Annotated in this window: 20 protein-coding genes and 1 CRISPR repeat array; of the genes, 13 read left to right on the top strand and 7 right to left on the bottom strand. The window is 64.1% G+C overall.

Annotated features, from left to right (window positions below; all coding sequences use genetic code 11):
• Positions 1-18: 18 nt before the first annotated feature.
• From casA to cas2e, 7 genes are read left to right on the top strand one after another with little or no spacing between them, the layout of a single operon-like run.
• The gene (gene casA, locus AB0L82_RS35600) at positions 19-1,644 is read left to right on the top strand and encodes a type I-E CRISPR-associated protein Cse1/CasA (RefSeq protein WP_364646809.1); all 1,626 of its coding nucleotides are present in this window, start codon (positions 19-21) and stop codon (positions 1,642-1,644) included.
• A complete protein-coding gene (casB, locus tag AB0L82_RS35605; protein ID WP_364646812.1) occupies positions 1,641-2,315 on the top strand; it encodes a type I-E CRISPR-associated protein Cse2/CasB in 675 nt (224 codons plus the stop codon). Before casA ends, casB begins: the two co-directional genes overlap by 4 nt.
• A 26-nt stretch (positions 2,316-2,341) precedes the next feature.
• Complete coding sequence (gene cas7e / locus AB0L82_RS35610; RefSeq protein WP_364647076.1) at positions 2,342-3,562, top strand: type I-E CRISPR-associated protein Cas7/Cse4/CasC; 1,221 nt, start codon at positions 2,342-2,344, stop codon at positions 3,560-3,562.
• The gene (gene cas5e, locus AB0L82_RS35615; protein WP_364646815.1) at positions 3,559-4,272 is read left to right on the top strand and encodes a type I-E CRISPR-associated protein Cas5/CasD; all 714 of its coding nucleotides are present in this window, start codon (positions 3,559-3,561) and stop codon (positions 4,270-4,272) included. The genes cas7e and cas5e overlap by 4 nt, the downstream gene beginning before the upstream one ends.
• Positions 4,272-4,955 carry a type I-E CRISPR-associated protein Cas6/Cse3/CasE gene (gene cas6e, locus AB0L82_RS35620; protein WP_364646818.1) on the top strand — a complete coding sequence of 228 codons (684 nt, stop codon included), beginning with the start codon at positions 4,272-4,274 and terminating at the stop codon, positions 4,953-4,955. Before cas5e ends, cas6e begins: the two co-directional genes overlap by 1 nt.
• Positions 4,952-5,902 (top strand): type I-E CRISPR-associated endonuclease Cas1e, encoded by a 951-nt coding sequence (gene cas1e, locus AB0L82_RS35625; RefSeq protein WP_364646821.1) that lies wholly within the window; start codon positions 4,952-4,954, stop codon positions 5,900-5,902. Before cas6e ends, cas1e begins: the two co-directional genes overlap by 4 nt.
• Positions 5,896-6,273, top strand: a complete 378-nt coding sequence (gene cas2e, locus AB0L82_RS35630) for a type I-E CRISPR-associated endoribonuclease Cas2e (RefSeq protein ID WP_364646824.1) — start codon at positions 5,896-5,898, stop codon at positions 6,271-6,273. Before cas1e ends, cas2e begins: the two co-directional genes overlap by 7 nt.
• 44 nt (positions 6,274-6,317) lie before the next feature.
• A CRISPR array of direct repeats spans positions 6,318-7,018; the repeat unit is 29 nt; unit sequence GTGCTCCCCGCACGCGCGGGGATGAGCCC.
• A 290-nt stretch (positions 7,019-7,308) separates the two neighbouring features.
• Here cas2e and AB0L82_RS35635 read toward each other — a convergent pair.
• Complete coding sequence (locus AB0L82_RS35635) at positions 7,309-7,677, bottom strand: DUF4189 domain-containing protein (protein WP_364646827.1); 369 nt, start codon at positions 7,675-7,677, stop codon at positions 7,309-7,311.
• A 503-nt stretch (positions 7,678-8,180) separates the two neighbouring features.
• Here AB0L82_RS35635 and AB0L82_RS35640 point away from each other — a divergent pair.
• The 5 genes from AB0L82_RS35640 (at position 8,181) to AB0L82_RS35660 (ending at position 15,533) form a co-directional block, all read left to right on the top strand.
• A complete protein-coding gene (locus AB0L82_RS35640) occupies positions 8,181-9,338 on the top strand; it encodes a hypothetical protein (RefSeq protein WP_364646830.1) in 1,158 nt (385 codons plus the stop codon).
• 260 nt (positions 9,339-9,598) lie between these two features.
• On the top strand, positions 9,599-13,558 hold the full coding sequence (locus AB0L82_RS35645; RefSeq protein WP_364646833.1) for a WD40 repeat domain-containing protein: 3,960 nt from the start codon (positions 9,599-9,601) through the stop codon (positions 13,556-13,558).
• 172 nt (positions 13,559-13,730) lie between these two features.
• Entirely contained in the window at positions 13,731-14,270 is a 540-nt protein-coding gene (locus tag AB0L82_RS35650; RefSeq protein ID WP_364646836.1) for a hypothetical protein, read from the top strand.
• A complete protein-coding gene (locus tag AB0L82_RS35655; protein ID WP_364646839.1) occupies positions 14,270-14,725 on the top strand; it encodes a hypothetical protein in 456 nt (151 codons plus the stop codon). Before AB0L82_RS35650 ends, AB0L82_RS35655 begins: the two co-directional genes overlap by 1 nt.
• A 148-nt stretch (positions 14,726-14,873) precedes the next feature.
• Complete coding sequence (locus AB0L82_RS35660; protein ID WP_364646842.1) at positions 14,874-15,533, top strand: hypothetical protein; 660 nt, start codon at positions 14,874-14,876, stop codon at positions 15,531-15,533.
• A 218-nt stretch (positions 15,534-15,751) separates the two neighbouring features.
• Here the strand turns inward: AB0L82_RS35660 and AB0L82_RS35665 are convergent, their stop codons facing one another.
• The 3 genes from AB0L82_RS35665 to AB0L82_RS35675 form a co-directional block, all read right to left on the bottom strand.
• Positions 15,752-15,889 (bottom strand): hypothetical protein, encoded by a 138-nt coding sequence (locus AB0L82_RS35665; protein WP_364646845.1) that lies wholly within the window; start codon positions 15,887-15,889, stop codon positions 15,752-15,754.
• A gap of 519 nt (positions 15,890-16,408) precedes the next feature.
• On the bottom strand, positions 16,409-16,759 hold the full coding sequence (locus AB0L82_RS35670; protein ID WP_364646847.1) for an Imm8 family immunity protein: 351 nt from the start codon (positions 16,757-16,759) through the stop codon (positions 16,409-16,411).
• A gap of 2 nt (positions 16,760-16,761) precedes the next feature.
• The gene (locus AB0L82_RS35675; RefSeq protein WP_364646850.1) at positions 16,762-17,454 is read right to left on the bottom strand and encodes a hypothetical protein; all 693 of its coding nucleotides are present in this window, start codon (positions 17,452-17,454) and stop codon (positions 16,762-16,764) included.
• Between the two features lie 510 nt (positions 17,455-17,964).
• On the opposite strand from AB0L82_RS35675, the gene AB0L82_RS35680 reads away from it, so the two are divergent.
• On the top strand, positions 17,965-18,186 hold the full coding sequence (locus AB0L82_RS35680; protein WP_364646853.1) for a hypothetical protein: 222 nt from the start codon (positions 17,965-17,967) through the stop codon (positions 18,184-18,186).
• 475 nt (positions 18,187-18,661) lie between these two features.
• On the opposite strand, the gene AB0L82_RS35685 is transcribed toward AB0L82_RS35680, so the two are convergent.
• The 3 genes from AB0L82_RS35685 to AB0L82_RS35695 all read right to left on the bottom strand — a co-directional run bounded on the left by AB0L82_RS35685 (position 18,662) and on the right by AB0L82_RS35695 (position 19,928).
• Entirely contained in the window at positions 18,662-19,345 is a 684-nt protein-coding gene (locus AB0L82_RS35685) for a hypothetical protein (RefSeq protein ID WP_364646856.1), read from the bottom strand.
• Positions 19,346-19,516: 171 nt separating this feature from the next.
• Positions 19,517-19,720 carry a hypothetical protein gene (locus AB0L82_RS35690; protein WP_364646858.1) on the bottom strand — a complete coding sequence of 68 codons (204 nt, stop codon included), beginning with the start codon at positions 19,718-19,720 and terminating at the stop codon, positions 19,517-19,519.
• Between the two features lie 4 nt (positions 19,721-19,724).
• Positions 19,725-19,928, bottom strand: coding sequence for a hypothetical protein (locus tag AB0L82_RS35695; protein ID WP_364646861.1), 204 nt, complete (start codon positions 19,926-19,928; stop codon positions 19,725-19,727).
• Positions 19,929-20,021: the final 93 nt, after the last annotated feature.

The raw sequence follows: 20,021 nt of genomic DNA on the forward strand, positions 1-20,021 counted from the left end.
TCCGTGGGGCTGGGACCGGTGAGCGACCCGGAGTTCAGCCTGATTCGTGATCGGTGGATCGAGGCCTTGGACCTCGAAGGCAGAACTCGCCAGGAGTCATTGCGCACCGTATTCGCCAACTCCCACGAATTATCTTCTCTGGCAGGGGAATTGCCGACTCAGGCATTCGCGATTCTGCGGCTCCTGCTGGCGGTGATGCGTCGCGCCATCGCAGGTCGCGCCGGTCCAGCCGCGCGGGTGTGGCAAGAGCTGTGGGACAGCGGCACGCTACCCACAGACGAGATCGACGCGTACTTGAACGACCATGCGGATCGGTTCGATCTGTTCGATTCCCAATCCCCGTTCTTTCAGGTCGCCGACCTACAGGCGGTCAACGGCAAGGTCAGTTCGTTGGAGCGGGTAATCGCTGATGTGCCGAACGGGGAGAAGTACTTCACCACCCGCGCGGGTGCGGGGATCGATCTGTTGGAGTTCGCCGAAGCGGCGCGATGGCTCGTGCACGCACACGCCTTCGACCCCTCGGGCATCAAAACCGGCGCGGTCGGTGACCGTCGAGTCAAAGCAGGTAAGGGATATCCCATCGGGCTCGGGTGGACGGGAAATCTGGGCGGAGTCTTCCTCGAAGGGGCCACCTTGCGCGAAACGCTGCTGTTGAACCTCGTCCTACTCGATCCCAATAGCGAACGTTTCGCCACGGACGATCTACCAGCCTGGGAGCGGGCACCCGATCGCGCGCAGGTCGACCCCAGTCGCGTCCCGGTCGGTCCGGCGGATCTGTGTACGTGGCAGAGTCGCCGAATAAAGTTGGTGCACAACGGTTCTCATGTCACCGGCGTGGTGCTGTGCAACGGGGACGCTCTGGAACCGTTCAACCGGCACCGGCTCGAACCGATGACCGCCTGGCGGTTGAGCACGACCCAAACCAAGAAAGCCGGACACACCCGGCACTATCCGCTCTCCCACAACCCGCGCAAAGCGTTATGGCGTGGGCTGGCCGCGCTGATCGAGCAGGTCGCGGTCACCTCACGCATCGACGAGCGGGCCATCGCGCCCGGGGTGTTGGAATGGGTGTCCTATCTTCTCGACGAGGACGCGCTCGACCCCGCCCATCCGATACACCTGCACGCGGTGGGCATGGAATACGTCAACAACCAGTCCGTCGTGGGCGATGTCGTCGATGACACCATCGGCTTTCGCGCCGCGCTGCTGGCCTCGGACCCCGCCATACGCTATGCGGCGATCGGGGCGGCACAAACAGCGCACGCAGCAGTCTCCGCGCTGGGCTCGCTGGCGAGCAATCTCGCGGTCGCGACGGGTGGGGAAGGAGACGGCGCGCGTGAACGTGCCAGTGAGCGTGGCTATTTCGCGCTTGATCTTCCTTATCGGCGATGGCTTGTCGATCTGAGCCCTGACACGGAATTGGTCGTCTGTGGTGAGCGATGGCAGTGCGTGGTGCGTGAGGTGATCGAGTCGATCGGCGACGGGCTCGTCGCATCGGCGGGCGCACCGGCATGGGTCGGCCGTGAGAGCAACGGCACCTATATCGACGCCAGCCGTGCCCAGATCTGGTTCCGGGCACGCCTGCGGGAACTGCTCCCCGCCGCGTACACCGAGTCTGTCGACAAGAAGGAGATCCCCGCGTGAGCACCGGCATCGCCGAAGGCAAGCCATCGAGCTATCGCGATCGCGACCTGGCGCTGAAAGAGTTTGTGACACAGCGAGTCTCCACGATCCAAGCTCAGTACAGCATGGACATCTCCACCGCGGTAGCGACGTTGGCGAGACTGCGGCGCGGTGTCGGCCGGCCCGCGGGGAGCCTGCCCGAGCTGTATGAGCCCACCCTTGGCGGGCTCCCGGACATCCTCACCGATCCGAGCGTGCTCACCGCCGTCGAACGTGAGGGCGCGGCCACGTCGTGGGAGCAGGCCGCCCATGACGCGATCACCTTGTACGCGTGGCATCAGCAATCCAAACGCGATCGGATGCACCGGCACGGCGCGGGTTTCGGGGCCGCGATGCGCCTCCTCGGTGACCGCACCTCGCCCGAAGCGGTACGCCGCCGCTTCCACGCGGTCGGTACCGCCGGGAACCACGATGCCCGGTTGATCCTGCTGCGCGGGTTGATCAGCCAACTACGGGCTCATGCGATCGCGCTGGACTACGGCGTCTTCGCTCATGAGCTGCGGCGTTTGAACGACCGCACCTACGCCCACGAGGTGCTGCTGACATGGGGCCGGGACTACCACCGCTCCCTGGACACCGATTCCAATTCCAATCACATCCACACGGACACAACGAAAGGCCCCCACCAGTGACGCGAGCGACGCGACTGTTCGTCGATGTGCACATCCTACAGACAGTGCCCCCGAGCAATATCAACCGCGACGACACCGGCAGCCCGAAAACCGCCATCTACGGCGGCGTCACCCGAGCCCGAGTCTCGAGCCAAGCGTGGAAACGCGCCACCCGCACCATGTTCGGGGAACTCCTCGATCCCGCAACACTCGGCGTACGCACCAAACACGTGGTCGAACTCATCGCCCACCACATCACCGCGCTCTCACCAGAGTTCCCGACACCCGAGGCCGCCGCGCTCGAGGTCGTCACGGCCGCCGGGATCAAGGTCGAAAAGCCACAGCGGCGGACCAAGGCCGGATCCGACCGCGCCGCGACCGCAACCACCTCACACGCGAAGGATGAAACCGTCGATGCATCGCCGACCGACGGCGAAGACAATGGAACTGCCGCACCAGAGGATGCCGCGAGCGGAAAAACCGATGCGATCGAACGGTCCAAATACCTTTTATTCCTGAGTGCTTCGCAGATCGACCGCCTCGCACGGCTGGCCGTCCACGCGCACCAAGACGACGCCGGGATTGACAAGGGTGCTGCGCGTGCTGCCGCGCAAGGGGACAATAGTGTCGATGTCGCGTTGTTCGGGCGTATGGTCGCCGACGCCAACGACCTGAGTATCGATGCCGCCGCGCAGGTGGCGCACGCGATCAGCGTGCACGCGGTCAACAACGAGTTCGACTACTTCACCGCGGTCGATGACCGCGCACCCCAGGACAACGTCGGCGCGGGCATGTTGGGATTCATCGAATTCAACTCCTCCACCCTGTACCGGTACGCCACGGTGAACGTACCGATGCTCGCGCAGAATCTCGGGAACGCCGCGGCGACCGAGAAAGCGGTGCAGGCGTTCTTGACCGCGTTCGTCAAAAGCATGCCGACCGGCAAGCAGAACACGTTCGCGCACCGCACGCTGCCCGAGACAGTGGTGTTCAGTGTCCGCACCGATCAGCCGGTCAATCTCGTGGGCGCGTTCGAAGAGCCCATCAACGCCGCCGGCATCGCCCGCGCGACCCTGGCCACCAAAGCCCTTGTCTCACGGCTGCAATCGGTCGAACACACCTACGGTGACGGGTCCACCCGCACCTTCGTTGTTGCCACCGGAGACACCGCGGACGAACTCGAGAGCCTGGGCACGCCGCTCTCGCTCAAGGCCGCAGTCGACGCCGTCGTGGAACAGATCCAGCACACCCTCGGCGGGAACGAGTGACAGTACTGTTGCTGCGGTTGGCCGCGCCACTGCAATCGTGGGGAGTGGCAAGCAGATTCGCCCGCCGCAGCACTCAGCACTTCCCGTCCAAGAGCGGCGTGCTGGGGCTGATTAGTGCCGCGCGAGGCCAGCGCCGCACCGACCCCATCGAGGACGCGCTGCTGGGACTGGCATTCGGGGTCCGGATCGATCAGCCCGGCGCACTGGTGCGAGACTTCCACACCGCGACCAGCCGCGACGGGCGCACCCGCTACCCGCTCTCGGAACGCTTCTACCTCTCCGACGCGATCTTCGTCGCCGCGATCGAAGGCGACCACGCGCTACTTGAAGGCATACAGTCACAGCTACTACGCCCGGTGTTCCCGCTCTACCTCGGCCGACGCTCCTGCCCGGTCACCGAACCCCTCGTCCTGGGCGACGTACGGGAGGGCACGATGCCCGACGTGTTGCAGGACACCAGCAATTGGCAAGCAGCACAACATCATCGGCGCAAGCAACCGACCGTGCTGCACTTACCGATCTTCCGCGATACCACGACCGCCGATACCCCGAACACGTTCACCGAACGCGTGCGTGATCTGCCGGTCAGTTTCGACCCCGAACGCCGCGAATACGGGTGGCGCACCATCATCACCGAACACGCCCCGGTACGAAACCCACAGGGGCATAACCGCACTCATGATCCAATGTCCGCCTTCGGGGGTTCCTGATGTATCTCTCACGCATCCCGCTCAACCCCGCACGCCGCGGCACCCGAGGATTCCTGTCCTCTCCCCAGGTCGTTCACGCCGCGGTGATGGCGTCCTTCCCGCCCGGCACACTCGAACACGCCACCGATACGGGCCGGGTGCTGTGGCGAATCGATCAGCACGACAAGAACATCCACCTCTACGTGGTGAGTCCGATCGAATCCGACTTCACCCACATCATCGAACAAGCGGGGTGGCCGACCACCGGAGCATGGGCCACCCGTAAATACGCACAACTACTCGATACCTTGACCGTCGGCCAACGCTGGCACTTCCGACTCACCGCGAACCCCGTCCACCACACCAAGACCAGCCCGAACCCGACCGCGCACAAGATCCGCGGCCGCGTCACCGCGCTCAAAGCCCCCGAACAACTCGACTGGCTCCACCGCAAAGCCGCCCTGTCCGGATTCGCCCTCGCCGACTGCGGACCCATCGACGCCCGCGAGCCCGACCTACGAATCCTGGACCGCAACAATCTGACCTTCCGCCGCGGCGCCGCAACCGTCACGCTCTCGACCGCGACATTCGAAGGAACACTGATCGTCACCGACACAGCACTTCTCACCACCGCCCTGACCCACGGAATCGGGCGCGCCAAAGGCTACGGATGCGGACTGCTCACCCTGGCACCCCCACAATGACCGACATCCCGGGCGTGCGGCCGGTCCGGATCGGGGAACTGGTCCGCGCGCAGGACCGGCTGACGTTCATCTACCTCGAACGAGCGGTGATACACCGCGACGCCAACGCACTGACCGCCACCGACGAACGCGGAGTCGTCCACATCCCGGCCGCGACCCTGGGCGCACTGATCCTCGGACCAGGAACCCGCATCACCCACCAAGCGATGATGCTGCTCGCCGAAAGCGGCTCCACCGCAGTATGGGTCGGCGAGCACGGCGTACGCTACTACGCGCACGGGCGCTCGCTGGCCCGCAGTTCACGACTGCTCGAAGCGCAAGCGATCGCGTTCGCGAACCAGAACAGCCGCTTGCGGGTAGCACGCGCGATGTACGCGATGCGATTTCCCGGTGACACGATCGACAGTCTCACCATGCAGCAACTCCGCGGCCGCGAAGGCGCGCGAGTACGGGCGCTGTACCGAGAACACGCCGAGCGAACCGGGATCGATTGGAAGAGAAGAAAGTTCGACCCCAACGACTTCGCGAGCGGTGACCTGGTCAACCAGGCACTCTCAGCCGCCACGACATGCCTGTACGGGATCGCGCATGCGGTGATCGTGGCCCTGGGCGCCGCACCAGGGCTCGGGTTCGTGCACACCGGACACGAACGATCATTCGTCTTCGATATCGCCGACCTCTACAAAGCCGAATTCGCCATCCTCATCGCATTCGACATCGCTGCCGCCAACGTTGACGACGTTGGGGCATCCACCCGCCGCGCGGTCCGCGACGCGATCCACGCAGCAGGACTCCTGGGTCACTGCTGCAAAGACCTGCGTGCACTGCTGCTGCCCAACGAGCCGGACGCCGGCGACGATTGGGACACAGATGTCGTGCAGCTGTGGGACCGACAAGGCAACCTCGACTCCGGTGTGTCCTACGCCGATGAGGAAGTGCCGTGGTAGTGCTGGTCCTGAGTGCTTGCCCAGCAGGTTTGCGGGGTCACCTCACCCGCTGGCTCCTGGAAATCAGTCCCGGCGTATTCGTGGGTGTGCTGACCAAACGAGTACGCGATCTGGCCTGGGAACGAGTCGTCGAACTCTCCAAAGACGGGCGCGCCATCATGATCTACTCCACACGCTCCGAACAACGCCTCGCGTTCAAGGTACACCGCCACGAATGGCAACCCATCGACATCGACGGAGTCAGGCTGATGCTCCGACCCCACACAACAGATCCATCCGCGAGCCGACCGCGCTCGGGATGGAGCAAAGCCAGCAGGTACCGCAAGGCAGCACAACAGAGCGCCAAACGCCGCAGCAGCGAGGAAAAGTGAATGAAAAACACTGTCGGCGTGTAAAGACGCACTGGTCAGGAAGTGTGCTCCCCGCACGCGCGGGGATGAGCCCTGCTCCATGCAGGCCGCCCCCGCGTGCATGGAGTGCTCCCCGCACGCGCGGGGATGAGCCCGGCTCCCCGTACGGCGGCGATGATGACTGCTCGTGCTCCCCGCACGCGCGGGGATGAGCCCCGCTGGCTGTACACCCGAGAAGTAGCCCAAGTGTGCTCCCCGCACGCGCGGGGATGAGCCCCATCGCGAGCAGGCGACCGGCACGCCCCGCGAGTGCTCCCCGCACGCGCGGGGATGAGCCCTGCTGGCGAAGCAGGCGAATCGATGATCCGGCGTGCTCCCCGCACGCGCGGGGATGAGCCCCGAGATTGATCGAATGCCCAAGGGGGGCACCAGTGCTCCCCGCACGCGCGGGGATGAGCCCAAACGGATGGTCGGGTAGCGATGACGGCCACTGTGCTCCCCGCACGCGCGGGGGTGAGCCCATGGAGTTCTCCTGAAAAGTGTTGTTGTTCAGGTGCTCCCCGCACGCGCGGGGATGAGCCCAACTCGAAAAGCATCTTTGATGCAGAGTTCAAGTGCTCCCCGCACGCGCGGGGGATGAGCCCAGGCCCAGTTGCTTCGCCACCGGTCGGTGGTCGTGCTCCCCGCACGCGCGGGGATGAGCCCATCTGGCGCATGTCGATCGCCCTGGAGCAGCGGTGCTCCCCGCACGCGCGGGGATGAGCCCTAATGCCGTGCAGGACCCTGACCCTGGTCCAGATGGGTGTGGCCCAGCCTTTGGGGCAACCTAGATTGACATAACGTTGATTATCGACTCAAAGGCTTGTTGTACAACACAAATCGAATCCGTCTCTCGGCCCATTGTTTGATCACGCCCAAGCAAGCGGGTAACGGGTTCAGCTGGGGTTGGTGGAGCAAGGTGTAAGGGTCCGGAACAGATATAGGCGCGGGATCAGGCTGGGCCCTAGAGTCACATTCCGTCACTGTGACGTTATGGTCGGTCGAGCACCGATCCCGTCAGCAACCGCGGGCGTACACCACCGCGTCTTGCCCGGCATTCCACTTCGCCGTCGTTTCAGCATTCGCCAAGGTGGATGCGGCGGCGCCGCCCCAATGCCCGTTGCTGGCACGGGCGGCCGCCCCGCACTGGCCGGTTTGCCAGACCGTGACGTATCCGCAGTCGTAGTAGCCGCAGCGAGTATTCGCGGCGTTCGCGGCGTCTTGCCATGTCGGATAGGTCGACGGCACGGTCGCGACCCTGCCGCTGGTGTCGCTGACCGAAATCGCGCCATAGGTCACCGACGCGTTCGCGCCGGGTCCCGAGAGGATGGCGAAACTAGTCGAGGCGGCCATCACGAAAAGAAGCCGAGCGAGATTGTTGCGCATGATCATTCCTTCTAGTCCGAGTGAAACGAGGCGGATCTCGCCGACCCGGAGGCACCGATTGCAGTGAGCCGCGCAGGGCCTCGGGTTGCGACGATGCTGTTGCCAGCAAAGGAAATCGTGGTCGTTCGACCCGTCATCGTGGCCGCGTCTGTTGGGACTAACCAGGCATAGTCGCTGGTAAGAGGCATCTTGCGGAGAGTTCCGGATCGGAACTCGGCGGAGGCCGCTGATTCCTCGATGCAACCGGGGATCTCCGGAACGGAATTTGGTCCGCAACCCTTCCACCTGCGTCTTCGGGCGAATCACCGAAAGGGCGGCCGGGGGTGCCGAACGGAAGTCGTCGACCATCGACGGACCCCGTATCCGGCGAGAGGAATGCCATGCCCGACAACTCGGCCCTGTCCCAACGAATCCCCCACGCCCACACCACGAAGCGCAGAAACGATCTGGCTGGTCACCATGGAGACAAGCTCGATGTGGTGCGGACACATACCTTCCCGTACTTGACGCAACCACTGATCGTCGAGTCCACCGAGGGCGCCGGGATCAGGGACGCCGCGCAGCGGCTTCACCCACTGTTCGAACGCGTCGCACAGCTGTATCTACAGCGGTCAGATGTACGGGATCTCTTCCCCGAGTACCAGAAGCTGTTGGGCTGGCTACGCGCCGCGCCTCACCTCGACCCGATCAATCGCATCTGCCGCATCGATGGCACGAACAGTGAATCCGCACGTTATCGGGTGCTCGAGATGAACGCCGTGTGCCCTGGCGGAGTGACGTTCGTGCCTCGCATGCATCGGCACTGGTCCACGCAGATCGACACCGCGGATGTTTCGTCGGCGGCCCGGCAGCGGCTGGTCGAGGACCGCTTGCTGTTCGCGCGCGCACTGCAGACCTGCCATCGTGAACAGTTCGGCACCAATGCTCGCTCAGCGTTCATCGTCACGCTGCGCGGTCGGTTCGATATCGAGGTCGCCGAGATGATCGAAGACCTCACCGCATTGGGTGTGGAGACCACGACAGTGGACGCGCGCGCAATCCGGCTACGGGAAGGCCTGGTGGTCGACGACCGCGGCCGCCGCGCCGACCTCGTGTACTCGAATCTGGACCAACTCGACCTGATCACCGATCCGGACCTCGAGCACTACCTCGACGCCGCGGTGTCGGGACAGGCCTGCTTCGTCAATCCGCTGCTGTCGCAGTGCATCATCGGCGACAAACGCTGCCTGGCGGTGCTGTCGGCCCCGGCCTTCGCCACCGACTTCGACCCCGCTGAACGGGCACTGCTCGAAGCGCACATTCCGTGGACACGCGTACTCGATCGCCACGACACCGCACTACTCGATCACCTCGACGCCAACCAGGGCCGGTTCGTGCTCAAACCCGCCAACCGCCTCGGCGGTGACGGCGTCGTCATCGGTGCACGCACTGCTCGATCCGCCTGGCGCGCAGCGCTGTTCAACTCCGCGAAGGTGGGCGGGTATGTGGCACAGGAATACTGTCCGCTCCCGACGGTGCCAGGACACCCGGACCTCGCCGTGGGCCTGGACACCTTCCTGTTCAACGGACAGTTCGCCGGCTACTTCGCGCGCTGCTCGACAGACGCGGTCATCAACGTCACCTCGGGCGGGTACTGCCTGCCCGTGATCGAACACGCCTGAGCCACCTCACATATCGGAGCGCCCGGAATGCTCCGCCCCTTCACAACGGGGTGATTGGGCGGAGTTCGTGCGGCGATCGCGTGTAAGAACGCGGCCGAGCCGCCCAAACTGTCGGGTTGTGGTTGCCTCCGAATCCGGCGAACTGCGTTGCCCTGCTTGCGATATGGTGGCCCCGAGAATCGTCGGTCTGTCGCGAACCTGGTTGCGGAGATCGGTTCACCAGGCAGACGATGAAGGCTGCTGGTGAATAAGGGGGCAGCGTGTCGGCACCGGGGGGATCAACACCGCGCCTTTCACCGAGAACCGTGTTCCTGCACCGCTTCACCGAATTGTGGGCCGCAGCGGGCAATCCCACCCTCGACGTGGTGTCGCGGGCGACGGCGTCACTACCCGGGCGAGAAGAACCGATACCCGTCCAGCGCATCAGCGACTGGAGATCTGGGCGTGCGGTTCCCGCCAAGTGGGAGGCCTTCGATCCGGTCCTGTGCGTGCTGCGACGTCTGGCCCGCGAGTCCGACCAGCCGGTGGCACCGCCGCATCTGTTCAGTGACCACTATTGGGAACGTCTTTGGCGCAGGACCCAGGTTCGTGGCGAGCTCGCTACCGCCGGACACTGCCCCTATCCAGGGCTGACCGAATACCAGCAGGCAGATCACGAGTTGTTCTCCGGCCGGGAACAAGCCACCACCGATCTGCTGGCCCTGATCCGCAGTCGCGAGGGCAGCATGGTGGCGATGGTCGGTGCTTCCGGTGCAGGTAAGTCATCGCTGCTGGCGGCGGGTGTGGCCGCCACGCTCGACAGCGAGGGCTGGGCTGTTCACACCATCACACCCGGCCGCGTCACCGCGGCAGAGATCAGCGAAATCAGCTGGGACGACGCGGAACACCGGCTGCTGGTAGTCGATCAGTTCGAGGAACTGTTCACCACCGCCGCATCGATTGAGCAGCACAAACAGTTCCTGGAAGCCCTCGAATCGTGTCGTGCTCTCAAAGGCTCATCCACGACGGTTGTCATCGCGATCCGCGCCGACTTCTACGCCCGCTGCATGGAGTATCCGATCCTGCTGGAAGCCTTGGGCGAGCGTAGCTACCTGCTGGGGCCGATGAACCACGACGAACTCACCCGCGCGGTGACGCGGCCGGCCACGCTGGCTGGATGCACGCTCGACAGCGGACTGTGCGACGTGGTGATCAACGAGTTGTGTGGCCTCGGCACCGGAACGGGCCCGCAGGCACAACCCAACTACGACCCGAGCCTGCTGCCGCTGTTGTCGCATGTCATGGCCGCTACCTGGCAGCAGCGCAAAGGCCGCAAACTCACCATCACCGGCTACCGCGCCGCGGGTGGCGTGCAGGGATCGGTCACAGCGGCCGCCGAACGTGCATGGAACGAACTGACCCGACCACAGCGCACCGTCGCCAGAAACATATTGCTGTCGCTGGTCACCGCAGGCCACGACACCAAGGACACCCGCCGCATCGCCTCCCGCGACGACATCGTCGCCGCGGATCCCGAAGCCCTGACCGTACTGGAGGTGCTGGCGCGGAGTCGGCTGGTCACCCTGGAAACCGACACCGTCTACCTCACTCACGAGATCGTGCTCGACAACTGGGCGCGACTACGTGACTGGCTCGAACAAGACCGGGTCGGAGTGCTCGAACGCCAGCGGGTCAGTGCCGACGCGCGGGAATGGGTACACGCCGGGCGACCCGCGTCCCGACTGTATTCCGCTGCCCGCCTGGCCGAAGCACGCAGCCGCGCAGGCAGCGACGGACTCGGCATGGTCGCCGCGGACTTCCTCGCCGCCACCGAACTGGAGTGCCGCCGCCAGGCCCGGCGCCGTTCTGTGTTCAAACTCGCCACCGCGCTGGCCTCGGTGGTGGTGCTGGTGCTGGCCTTGCTGACCTACCGCATCGCCAATCAGGAAAACCACCAGAGACAACTCACCGAACAAAGCAACAAGGACAAACTGATCGCGCGGCTGGCATCCCAAGCCGAGGCGATGGAGACCACCGATCCTTCACTGTCCGCGCAATTGATGCTGGCCGCGTTCCAGATGCGGCCCGACGACGATGAACTCCGCTCCCGGCTGCTGCGATATCAGACGTTGCCGCTGGCGACCACGCTGCGCGGACACACCGACCGCGTCACCCAGGTGAGCGTGTCCAGAGACGGTGCGCTGCTGGCCTCGGCCAGCAGCGACGACCGCGTGCTGGTGCGGCGCACCGCCGAGCCGACCCACGCGCTACAACTTCCCGAGACCGGGTCGGACCCGGTCTCTTCGGTGGTGTTCAGCCCCGCCGCGCCGCTGCTGGCCATCGGGACCGATGCCTCGCTGCGGCTGTGGGATCTGTCCGATCCCGTAGCGCCTCGCCCATTCGGTCCCGCTGTTGCCAGCGGACGAAAGGCAGTGCATCTGGCATTCAGCCCCGACGGACGGACCTTGGCCGCGGGCAACGAGGACAAGTCGATCACCCTGTGGTCGATCGCGGACCCCAGATCCCCGACACCACAGCAGATCCTCGACGCGCCACTGCCCGTGCGGTCCCTGATCTTCAACCGTGACGGCCGCAAATTGGTGACCGCACATAACGCCGCGGATGCCCCGTCCGGCGAGTTCAGCACATCACGAACCACCCAGGCCCCGCAGGTACTGGTCTGGTCCCTGGACCGGCCGCAATCCGCGCCGATCGAACTCCCGGCGCCCGGGTTGGCGAGCCGAATCGACGCCGTCGCATTCGACCCGATCACCTCAACACTCGCGGTCGGCATCGGTGGCAGCGAGACCCGCCCGGACCTGCTCGGCGACGCCAGCGTGCAACTGTGGTCGCTCACCGACGACAGCGACCCCCGCCCGCTGGGCAGTCCGCTGAGGGTGGCCACCCGCAGCGGGTTGTGGGCATTGGCGTTCAACCACGACGGCACCACTTTGGCAGCAGGTGTGGACGACGGGGCACGATTGTGGAACCTCACCGACCCCCAGGCACCGACACCACTGGGCTCCCCACTGCGCAGCGGCCCACCGCGCTGCGCCAATCCCTCCGGGACCTGCTATACCGGCACCAGCGCACTGGCCTATCTACCGTCCGACGATCGGCTCGTCGCGGGAGAAGCCGACGGGACGCTGCGGCTGTGGTCGCCTGCACCGGCGATCGTCGGCGGCGTCGCCGGGCATCTGGCTCCCCGCACCGTCGATCACAACGGCCACCTCGTGATCAGCGGCTTCGGCGACGGACATCTCCAGATCTTCGATGCGTCCAACCCTTTCAAGCCCCGCAAACTCACCGACATACCCGGCCAGCAGGCGGCGCTCAGATCCGATGGCAGACAAATGGTGGCCGCCCTCGACAATCCCCCACGCCTGGAGATCCTCGACCTCAGCAGCCCCTCCGCCCCGGCCGAGGTGGGCGTCATCCCCGACGCCAGTATCGGGCGCTACATCGATGACACCCACGTATTGGTCGTCTCGGCTTTCGACGGCAGCGAGAACCAACTATGGGACATCGCGAACGCCGCTCGTCCTGGGCACGTGGGCACCATCCCCGCCTCGGCCCTCTACAACGGGCTCCCACTGAACAGGCGACTGCTCGGCACCGAAATCGACCAGCAGGACCATCACCTCATGTACACACTCGGCATCGACGAGACGCCCTCCGGCGGAGTCGAGCAATCGATCAAGATCTGGTCGCTCTCGGAGTCGTTCCAGCCTGTCCTTCGAGCCCGGATCCCCGCCGACCCGGACGCGCTCTACTCCGGCCCGATCGCGGTGCAAGAGCGATTCCCGGCGCTGATCGTCTTCACCAATACCGAAGTCCACCTGTGGAAGCTCACCGACCCCGACCACCCCGAACCGCTCGGACCGTTCACTGCCGCCGGAATCAACTACGACAGCGCCGCCCTCAGCGCCGACCACCACTGGCTTGCCAACGTCGCACGCGGGGTGGGAGTCCAGATCGCCGACCTTTCCAAAACCACCCGGTCGCAGCAACTCCCGCCCTCGATCGTGGCATCCAGCGCGGTCGACACCCCCGGCTACTCCGACTTCCTACCCGGCAGCGGATATCTGCTCATGACCGGCATCAACGGGCTCTGGGTGGTACTCGATCTGGATGTACGACACACCGCAGACCGCATCTGCAGCACGACCGGTGCCATGACGGCCAGCCTGTGGAACACCTACGCCCCCGGCACCGCCTTCATCCCGACATGCCCGCACTGAACTGTCCCCCGGACCAATCACGACACCACACCAACGGTCCCAGCACCGTATCCCGAACCTCTCGTACGCCGGTCTTGAGTTCCGGAACGGAATCCACATCGCCGCTGGTAGAGATCGCCTTTCCGCAGATGACCGAGAGTCGGGCAAACCGCGGCCGGTGAGAGTGCTGACCATGCAGCAACTCACGCCTTTCCGCTCCCGGCTCCGACGAATCTCCGCCACACTCGCCGTCGGGATATCCCTCACGGCCACGGTGCTGACCGCCGGCACAGCCACAGCCAATCTACCTGACTGCTCCAGCCTTCAGCACAGGATCGACATCCACAACACAGCGGTCGGTAACTACGAGCGCGAAATCAAGGCACTCAACAAGACCGGCAATGCGCCCGACTGGCAGATACGACGATACGACGCGTGGAAAACCCGCCTCAATCAAGAAAAGACCGCACTCGACGCCGAGCAGGAACAGTGCAAGCCGAGGACAAGCCAGGAATACGCCAGCCAGGCGTACCGTCTGGGCTACACCCAGAGGATTCCACCGCAGAAGGCGCCGTTCGATTCTCACGGTGAGTCGGTGTACTCGAACGGCACCCGATACATCACACCGGACAACACCGGCCACAAGGTGACAGACGGCTGGAAAATGTTCGACCGTAAAGGTTCCCGGATCGGAACCTACACCTGGGATCTGAGCACCAAGGTAGGAAAGTAATGGGAACCTTCGCGATTGAATTCACCGACGCCTCACTGCCCGCCCCGGCCGCCGATGTGCGGGGGACACTCACACTCGGTGACGAAGTGGAGTACTTCAAGGCACCGACGGATTACTGGAATCTCGAGCACTACCGTGCCAGCTGGTCGACAGCGTTACACCGGATCGTCACCGGTCACCATGTGTCGTGCCTGATCACATCCATTCATGCCCCAGACTCGGCGGCCATCGTGCAAGTATGGCCGCTCTACCTCGACGGAGCAGTGGTCCACGTTCAACACCAGCTGATCTTCCTCGGGCAACCGGACATCAGCTTCGACCCCGCAGCGCCCTGGGAGTCCGTGCCGCCCCGCGCGACCGTCAACGACGATGGCGACAGGATTTCGGAGTGGTCGGTGCCAGTGGTCGACATCGGGGACTTTCTTCGGCACGCCGACACCACACATCGGCCCTGAGAGGGAACTACAGCTCGAACCGGGCGCACACAGTGGCCGAGCCACCGGCACCAATTCCGGTCCGGAACCGGCGTCGTCGCAGGTAGAACCGCGCGGCTGACCGAACAAGGTGCGCTTCACCACCCAGCTGGGCGCGACAGTTCCGTGCATGCAGAAAATCAGGCGTCTACGCTCCGCTCTTCTCGTCATCGCCCTGTCCATGGCTGCGGTGGGTGGTTTGTCCGCTCCCGCAGCTACAGCGGCCGTCGTCGTTACACCGGGGATGGCCATCGAGACCACTCACTTTCGATGCTCTGTCGGCATGGTCGCCCATATCGGCAACGGCAACTACGCGATCACGGCGGCGCACTGCTTCGAAGCCGGTGCGCGCGTCCGCGACCACTCAGGCAACGAGATCGGCTGGTATTCCAACCAATTGGGAAACGACTCCACCCAAAGCCAGGTCGGGTATGCGCTGATCCGGCTCTGGGACAACGTCGGTGTCTCGGCGTCACTCGGACGGTTCGGCATCCGGACAATCGATACCAACCCGATCAAAGGCGAGGGGCTCTGCAAGATCGGGTCAACGACCGGGTGGACATGCGGAACGATCACCGACGTGAGCGACAAGGTGTTCTGGACCACCCTGACAGCCGCCGACGGTGACTCCGGCAGCGTCGTGTACCACCAGAATGCCGACGGTTCGGCCGCGTTCATGGGCATCCTCCTCGGCCGCACCTTCGGTGGGACCGAGGAAATCGAATCCGCAAACTACCTCAACACCGCGATCAAACAGCACGAATCCAGCCTCCTCTGGTGGATCTCCTGATGAAACACCGGATCCGCATCGGACGGCAGCTGCCGATAAGCGAAAGCTGCTGACCTGCTGCGGATCCGGCTGTTATGTCTCCGGGCAAACGGTGAAGGTCGTCAAGCCCTCGGTATGGGCCACCCGTGCGATCGTGTCCTATCCGGCGGCGTTACCCGCTACGAACTGAGAACTGTTCGCCAAGATGAACAACGGCCGGACCGGTGTCTCCTTGCGACTCACTCCCAACTGAGAAGCTGAATCCCATGGCAGCGCAGCAAATCTGACATCCGCTGCTGGGCTGCTTGAACTTCCGGGTCGTCCGGATTAACTCCCTCATCGATCAGGGCCTGGCGCTCGTCTTCATCAAAGTCCATGCTCGATTGGACGACCAGGACTTCAACGGCGACGCCCCTGCGATCTGAATGTCCGCTGCTTCACCACCTTGAGGCTGAGCCAACCGAGTTACCAGCGGCTGTCACGTCGCTGCTCGGCGATCAGGCACATCAGCCCGCCAGTGCGGTCTACAAACTGTGTACGCGTGCGCTGCTGCACCGGGATCGATACGCGTGGAGACGACTTCGGACACGAAGTACAGGTGATTCGCGACCTTGACGAATACCGGGATCAGATCCGCTCACCAGTGCGAGAACACCGCACCTTTGCGAGCGAGCCAAAAACCCAGCCCGCGGCAACCGATCCGATCGGAAAACGACCGGTTGCCGATCACCGGCGAGGAGCGCGCGAAGTCGCAGCGGTCGCAGGGACGGGTGTTCGGCAACCGGTCGTTGAGGCGTTGGTGTCCGATCGCCTGCACTGACGCCGCCCAGTTCATCGAGCTGGCTTCGGTGCCAGCGAGTACGCCCTGCCGGCACCGCCACCGTGGCCGCCGCGATCTACGCGTTGTAGTCTTCGAATTCCCAATGGCCGAAACGGGCAACCTTCCCTGCTAGCTCCGGCCACGACGGCTCGTCGAGTCGACCAAGGAAATTCTCGACGTGCTTCTGGATGAACCCGAGGTCGATGCTCTCGACGAACAGATAATGTCGACCGGAGATCGGCCCGTGCTCGTCCACCAGCCGTTGCAAGCCCTTCGGAGTGCACACCATGATCCCGAACGATTCCTCGCCGGGTTCGCCTGCGGGACCGATTAGAAGCTGAACGAACAGCGTATCTCGCTGCTCAAGCGGTGATGCTGCCGTCGGTTCCGGGTCTGGACTGTGCAATCCCTTGAGTTCAGCACGCATCGCTACCCTCCAATGACATCGAGGTGGCCGTTGCCCAGCATCTCGCCAGTGGGCGTCAGACGCCACTGATAGTTGGCCTGAGTCTTTCCCAGGTTCTTCTTGAAGGTAGGTGGTCGGTAGGTCTTCAGCCGGTCTGCGCTGACAATCGCCTTGCCGTCGGACGAGAGCTTGGCACCGTCGCCGACCCAGGCTCGCCCCGCCGCGTCCGCCTCTGCCGCTGTCCCGGTTCCTACTCCGAAATCTCCTCGACCTTGTCTTGCTTCGCGAATTATGCCGCTGATGGTCGTCCAGGACACACTGGCGGTGCACTGCGTCTGCTCGGTATTTAGCGTTGCGCTCTCATTGTTCAGGTAGAGCTTCTGCCCGTTGTAGTACGCGACTTGCCCTGGAGTGCCGCCACCCGCTTTGTTGAGAGCGGCTACTTCGGAGTCGTATTTCGCGACATTGGAGTTGTGGGTTGCCACTCGTGTGGCCAGATTGGAACAGCTGGTCGGCGCTGCTGTCGCCTCGCTGCTCGCAGCAGCAGCTCCGAACAGAAGAGCGATGCAGACCACTGTCGTGGCCGCGATCGCTCGAATAGCAGATCGCCGACCAGGTGATCTTCCGCCTGATGACGGTGAGTGTGTCGGAATGTCGGAAGGGGCCGGTTCAGGCGACAACATCGTGTCGAGACCCACCAGTGTTTTGGAGAACATGGCTCAACAGTGGGGAAACGAGCGATCCGATGACGGGCCAATCTACTCGACGAACGACGAAACACCTGTTCAGGGCGGTTTGGGCAGTGTTCCGTTCCGGAACCGGTCGTGCCTGATGGGGCCGGAATCGGTCGTGACTGATAGGGGTGTGCATTGCGTGGGCCGCGGGTATTCGCGCCCGGTTGACGTCGCCGCAACTGGGCGATCGGTTGGACATGGGTCGGCGGTGGGCGCGAATGCTGGGGCCTGATCAAGCCGCTGTGCTCTGGACCAGACCAAGATCTGCCGAGGCGCCCGCCAGCGCCGCTGAAGCCGGGTCCCAAGTTCCGGACCGGAATTCTGCATCTTCTCTCCATAATGCGCTGACCAGCACTTCGACGTTGATCGCAGTCACATGCAGGCTGGCTCGAACCGCCGGGGTACCTACCGTTCGAGTTATCGGCTTCGCTCGAATGCCGGTGTTGGGCCCCGGAGGACGTCCTGGGTGAGATCTTGAATCGAGGGTGCGGTATGGACGGCGGATTTCTCTGCCTGCTCGTGGTCATCGGATTTGTGGCCTATCTGGTCTACCGAGCGTCCGAGCGGTCCAACAAGAAGTATCGAAGCGTCTGCGGTGAATGCCGTTTCGCAACGGAGTGGCTGACAGAAAGCGGTGCGGCGAACCGGATCTCCGCGCATTACCGGACGGCGCATCCGACCATCGCGCCGGGTGGCCAAGTCGAAATCCGTTGAGCTAAATCGGATTTCCAGGAAGGAGCGAGACATGTTCAGGACCAGCAGGCGTTACAGGATCCATTGTGGTGAATGCCGACACAAGACGGCGTGGGAGACCGAGTCGGTGGCCACGGCCGCGCATGTGCAGCACTATCTCGACAATCACCCGGGGGTCGAGCCCGGCGGTCAGGTGGAGTACCGAGGCTGATGACCGGATCGAATCTGCGGCCGGGCCGGGGCCGTGCGCGTACTGTCGGCTCGGGGATTGAAACAGTGTGCTGCACAAGCGAACAGGTCCCTCCGGTTGAGTGTGTGGGAGTGTTTGTAGCCGTGCCGTCGGGAGCTGGTTCGCCCCGGGAGTTGTTCGCACGCAGGCGCACCGAGCTGTGGTTGCTGGCCGGGAAACTGCCGCTGTAGCGGGTCGCCGCTGCAGCGAACTAGCTGATGGGGCCAGCCCGGGCACCTGATGCGAAGGGTTTGAGGTTCCAGCGTTTCAGCGACTGGAAGCCCCGCGATGGGGGTCACCGCCGAGGGCGGGCATCGGGCAGTACTTCTGCGCGAGGTAGGTACCGGCCGCGGCGGCTGCTGAGAGCGCGGTGCGCCAATCGGACTGGGTGGTCGCGGGTCCAACGACGACACCTTCACCGCAGAGGCGGTTCGCCGGTTTGAGCACGAATCCTTCCCGATCGGCATCAAGCGTCTCGAGCAGCTTGGTGTCGGTCGAATCTACGAGGCGGGTCCACGGCACATGCCTTTCGATGAAATTGCGCTCTGCGGAGTCGAAGTGGTCACCGAATACCGGATCTGCCATAACCGAGAGGGCCCGCTTGTCCCCGATGATGCACTGGGACAGTAGAGGATTCACGAAATAGGCATTGCCCGAAGTCATGGCGTCGAAATAGGTGGTGAGGTCTGGATCGTGGATGAGGTCGAGTTGATCCAGGCTCGCGTAGACCAGATCCGCACGACGGCCACGATCGTCGACAACTGCGCCTGCGGATCGACGGACCGAGCGGGCGTCGACCGTCACAGCATCGACGCCCAGCGTGCGGAGATCTTCGAGCATTTCCGTGACCTCGAGGTCGTAGCGGCCACGCAATGTCACCACGAACGCAGACCGGGCCTCGGTGCCGAACTGCTCGCGGTGGCAGGCGAGCAGAGCGCGAGCGAACAGCAACTTCTCCTCCCCAAGCGGTTGCTGCCTCGTAGCGGGCACATCGGGCGCGCCGAACACGGCCCGCCACAACCGATGCAACCTCCTCGCGATGAGCGCGGCACCTCGTGTACGCGCGCACGACGGCGAGGTGACCGCGCTCGCAGGGTGATGTGGACTGAATCCGGGGTCTCGTCACAGATTCAGAGCGCTCCGCGTGGCCGACACTTGTGACGAAATCACAGGGTCAGGCTTGCTGGCGCTTTCATGACGAGTTGCATCTCGATCGATGGTAGCCCCCCGATGATGGACGACGTGCGCATCGAGTTCGGTGAAGTACCAAACCTGGTACGGCGTGTAGATCAGGTTGTCGACGATTCCAAACGGAGTGAAGATCATGGCTTCAAATAGTCGCGCGTGTGTGCTCACACACTCCGACCGCCAGACGTGGATCTTTGCCGAGCCAGCGGGTCGAGATACGGTAGTTGTCATCGACGTACTCGGCGACGCTGCGATATCCACGGACCAGGTGCAAGAGCTCATAACCGTCCTGGGCGATGGCGTGGCCGTCACGATCGAAATATTCGGTTAGGTCCTTGTCGGGCATCGTGAAAATCCTTGTGCGCGTGCGACGGTGGGGGATTGGTCGAGACTGCTGGGCTAGAACGGGCAGCGCTTGTCCGTTCGCGTGTACCCCACG

This window comes from Nocardia sp. NPDC052001, from assembly GCF_040680615.1.
Classification (GTDB): domain Bacteria; phylum Actinomycetota; class Actinomycetes; order Mycobacteriales; family Mycobacteriaceae; genus Nocardia.

Excerpts from the sequence above, each read along its gene's own strand:
- cas6e (WP_364646818.1), top strand. The coding sequence starts at position 4,272 with ATGTATCTCTCACGCATCCCGCTCAACCCCGCACGCCGCGGCACCCGA.
- cas1e (WP_364646821.1), top strand. The coding sequence starts at position 4,952 with ATGACCGACATCCCGGGCGTGCGGCCGGTCCGGATCGGGGAACTGGTC.
- AB0L82_RS35635 (WP_364646827.1), bottom strand. The coding sequence starts at position 7,677 with ATGCGCAACAATCTCGCTCGGCTTCTTTTCGTGATGGCCGCCTCGACT.
- AB0L82_RS35650 (WP_364646836.1), top strand. The coding sequence starts at position 13,731 with ATGCAGCAACTCACGCCTTTCCGCTCCCGGCTCCGACGAATCTCCGCC.
- AB0L82_RS35655 (WP_364646839.1), top strand. The coding sequence starts at position 14,270 with ATGGGAACCTTCGCGATTGAATTCACCGACGCCTCACTGCCCGCCCCG.
- AB0L82_RS35660 (WP_364646842.1), top strand. The coding sequence starts at position 14,874 with ATGCAGAAAATCAGGCGTCTACGCTCCGCTCTTCTCGTCATCGCCCTG.
- AB0L82_RS35665 (WP_364646845.1), bottom strand. The coding sequence starts at position 15,889 with ATGGACTTTGATGAAGACGAGCGCCAGGCCCTGATCGATGAGGGAGTT.
- AB0L82_RS35670 (WP_364646847.1), bottom strand. The coding sequence starts at position 16,759 with ATGCGTGCTGAACTCAAGGGATTGCACAGTCCAGACCCGGAACCGACG.
- AB0L82_RS35675 (WP_364646850.1), bottom strand. The coding sequence starts at position 17,454 with ATGTTCTCCAAAACACTGGTGGGTCTCGACACGATGTTGTCGCCTGAA.
- AB0L82_RS35680 (WP_364646853.1), top strand. The coding sequence starts at position 17,965 with ATGGACGGCGGATTTCTCTGCCTGCTCGTGGTCATCGGATTTGTGGCC.
- AB0L82_RS35690 (WP_364646858.1), bottom strand. The coding sequence starts at position 19,720 with ATGATCTTCACTCCGTTTGGAATCGTCGACAACCTGATCTACACGCCG.
- AB0L82_RS35695 (WP_364646861.1), bottom strand. The coding sequence starts at position 19,928 with ATGCCCGACAAGGACCTAACCGAATATTTCGATCGTGACGGCCACGCC.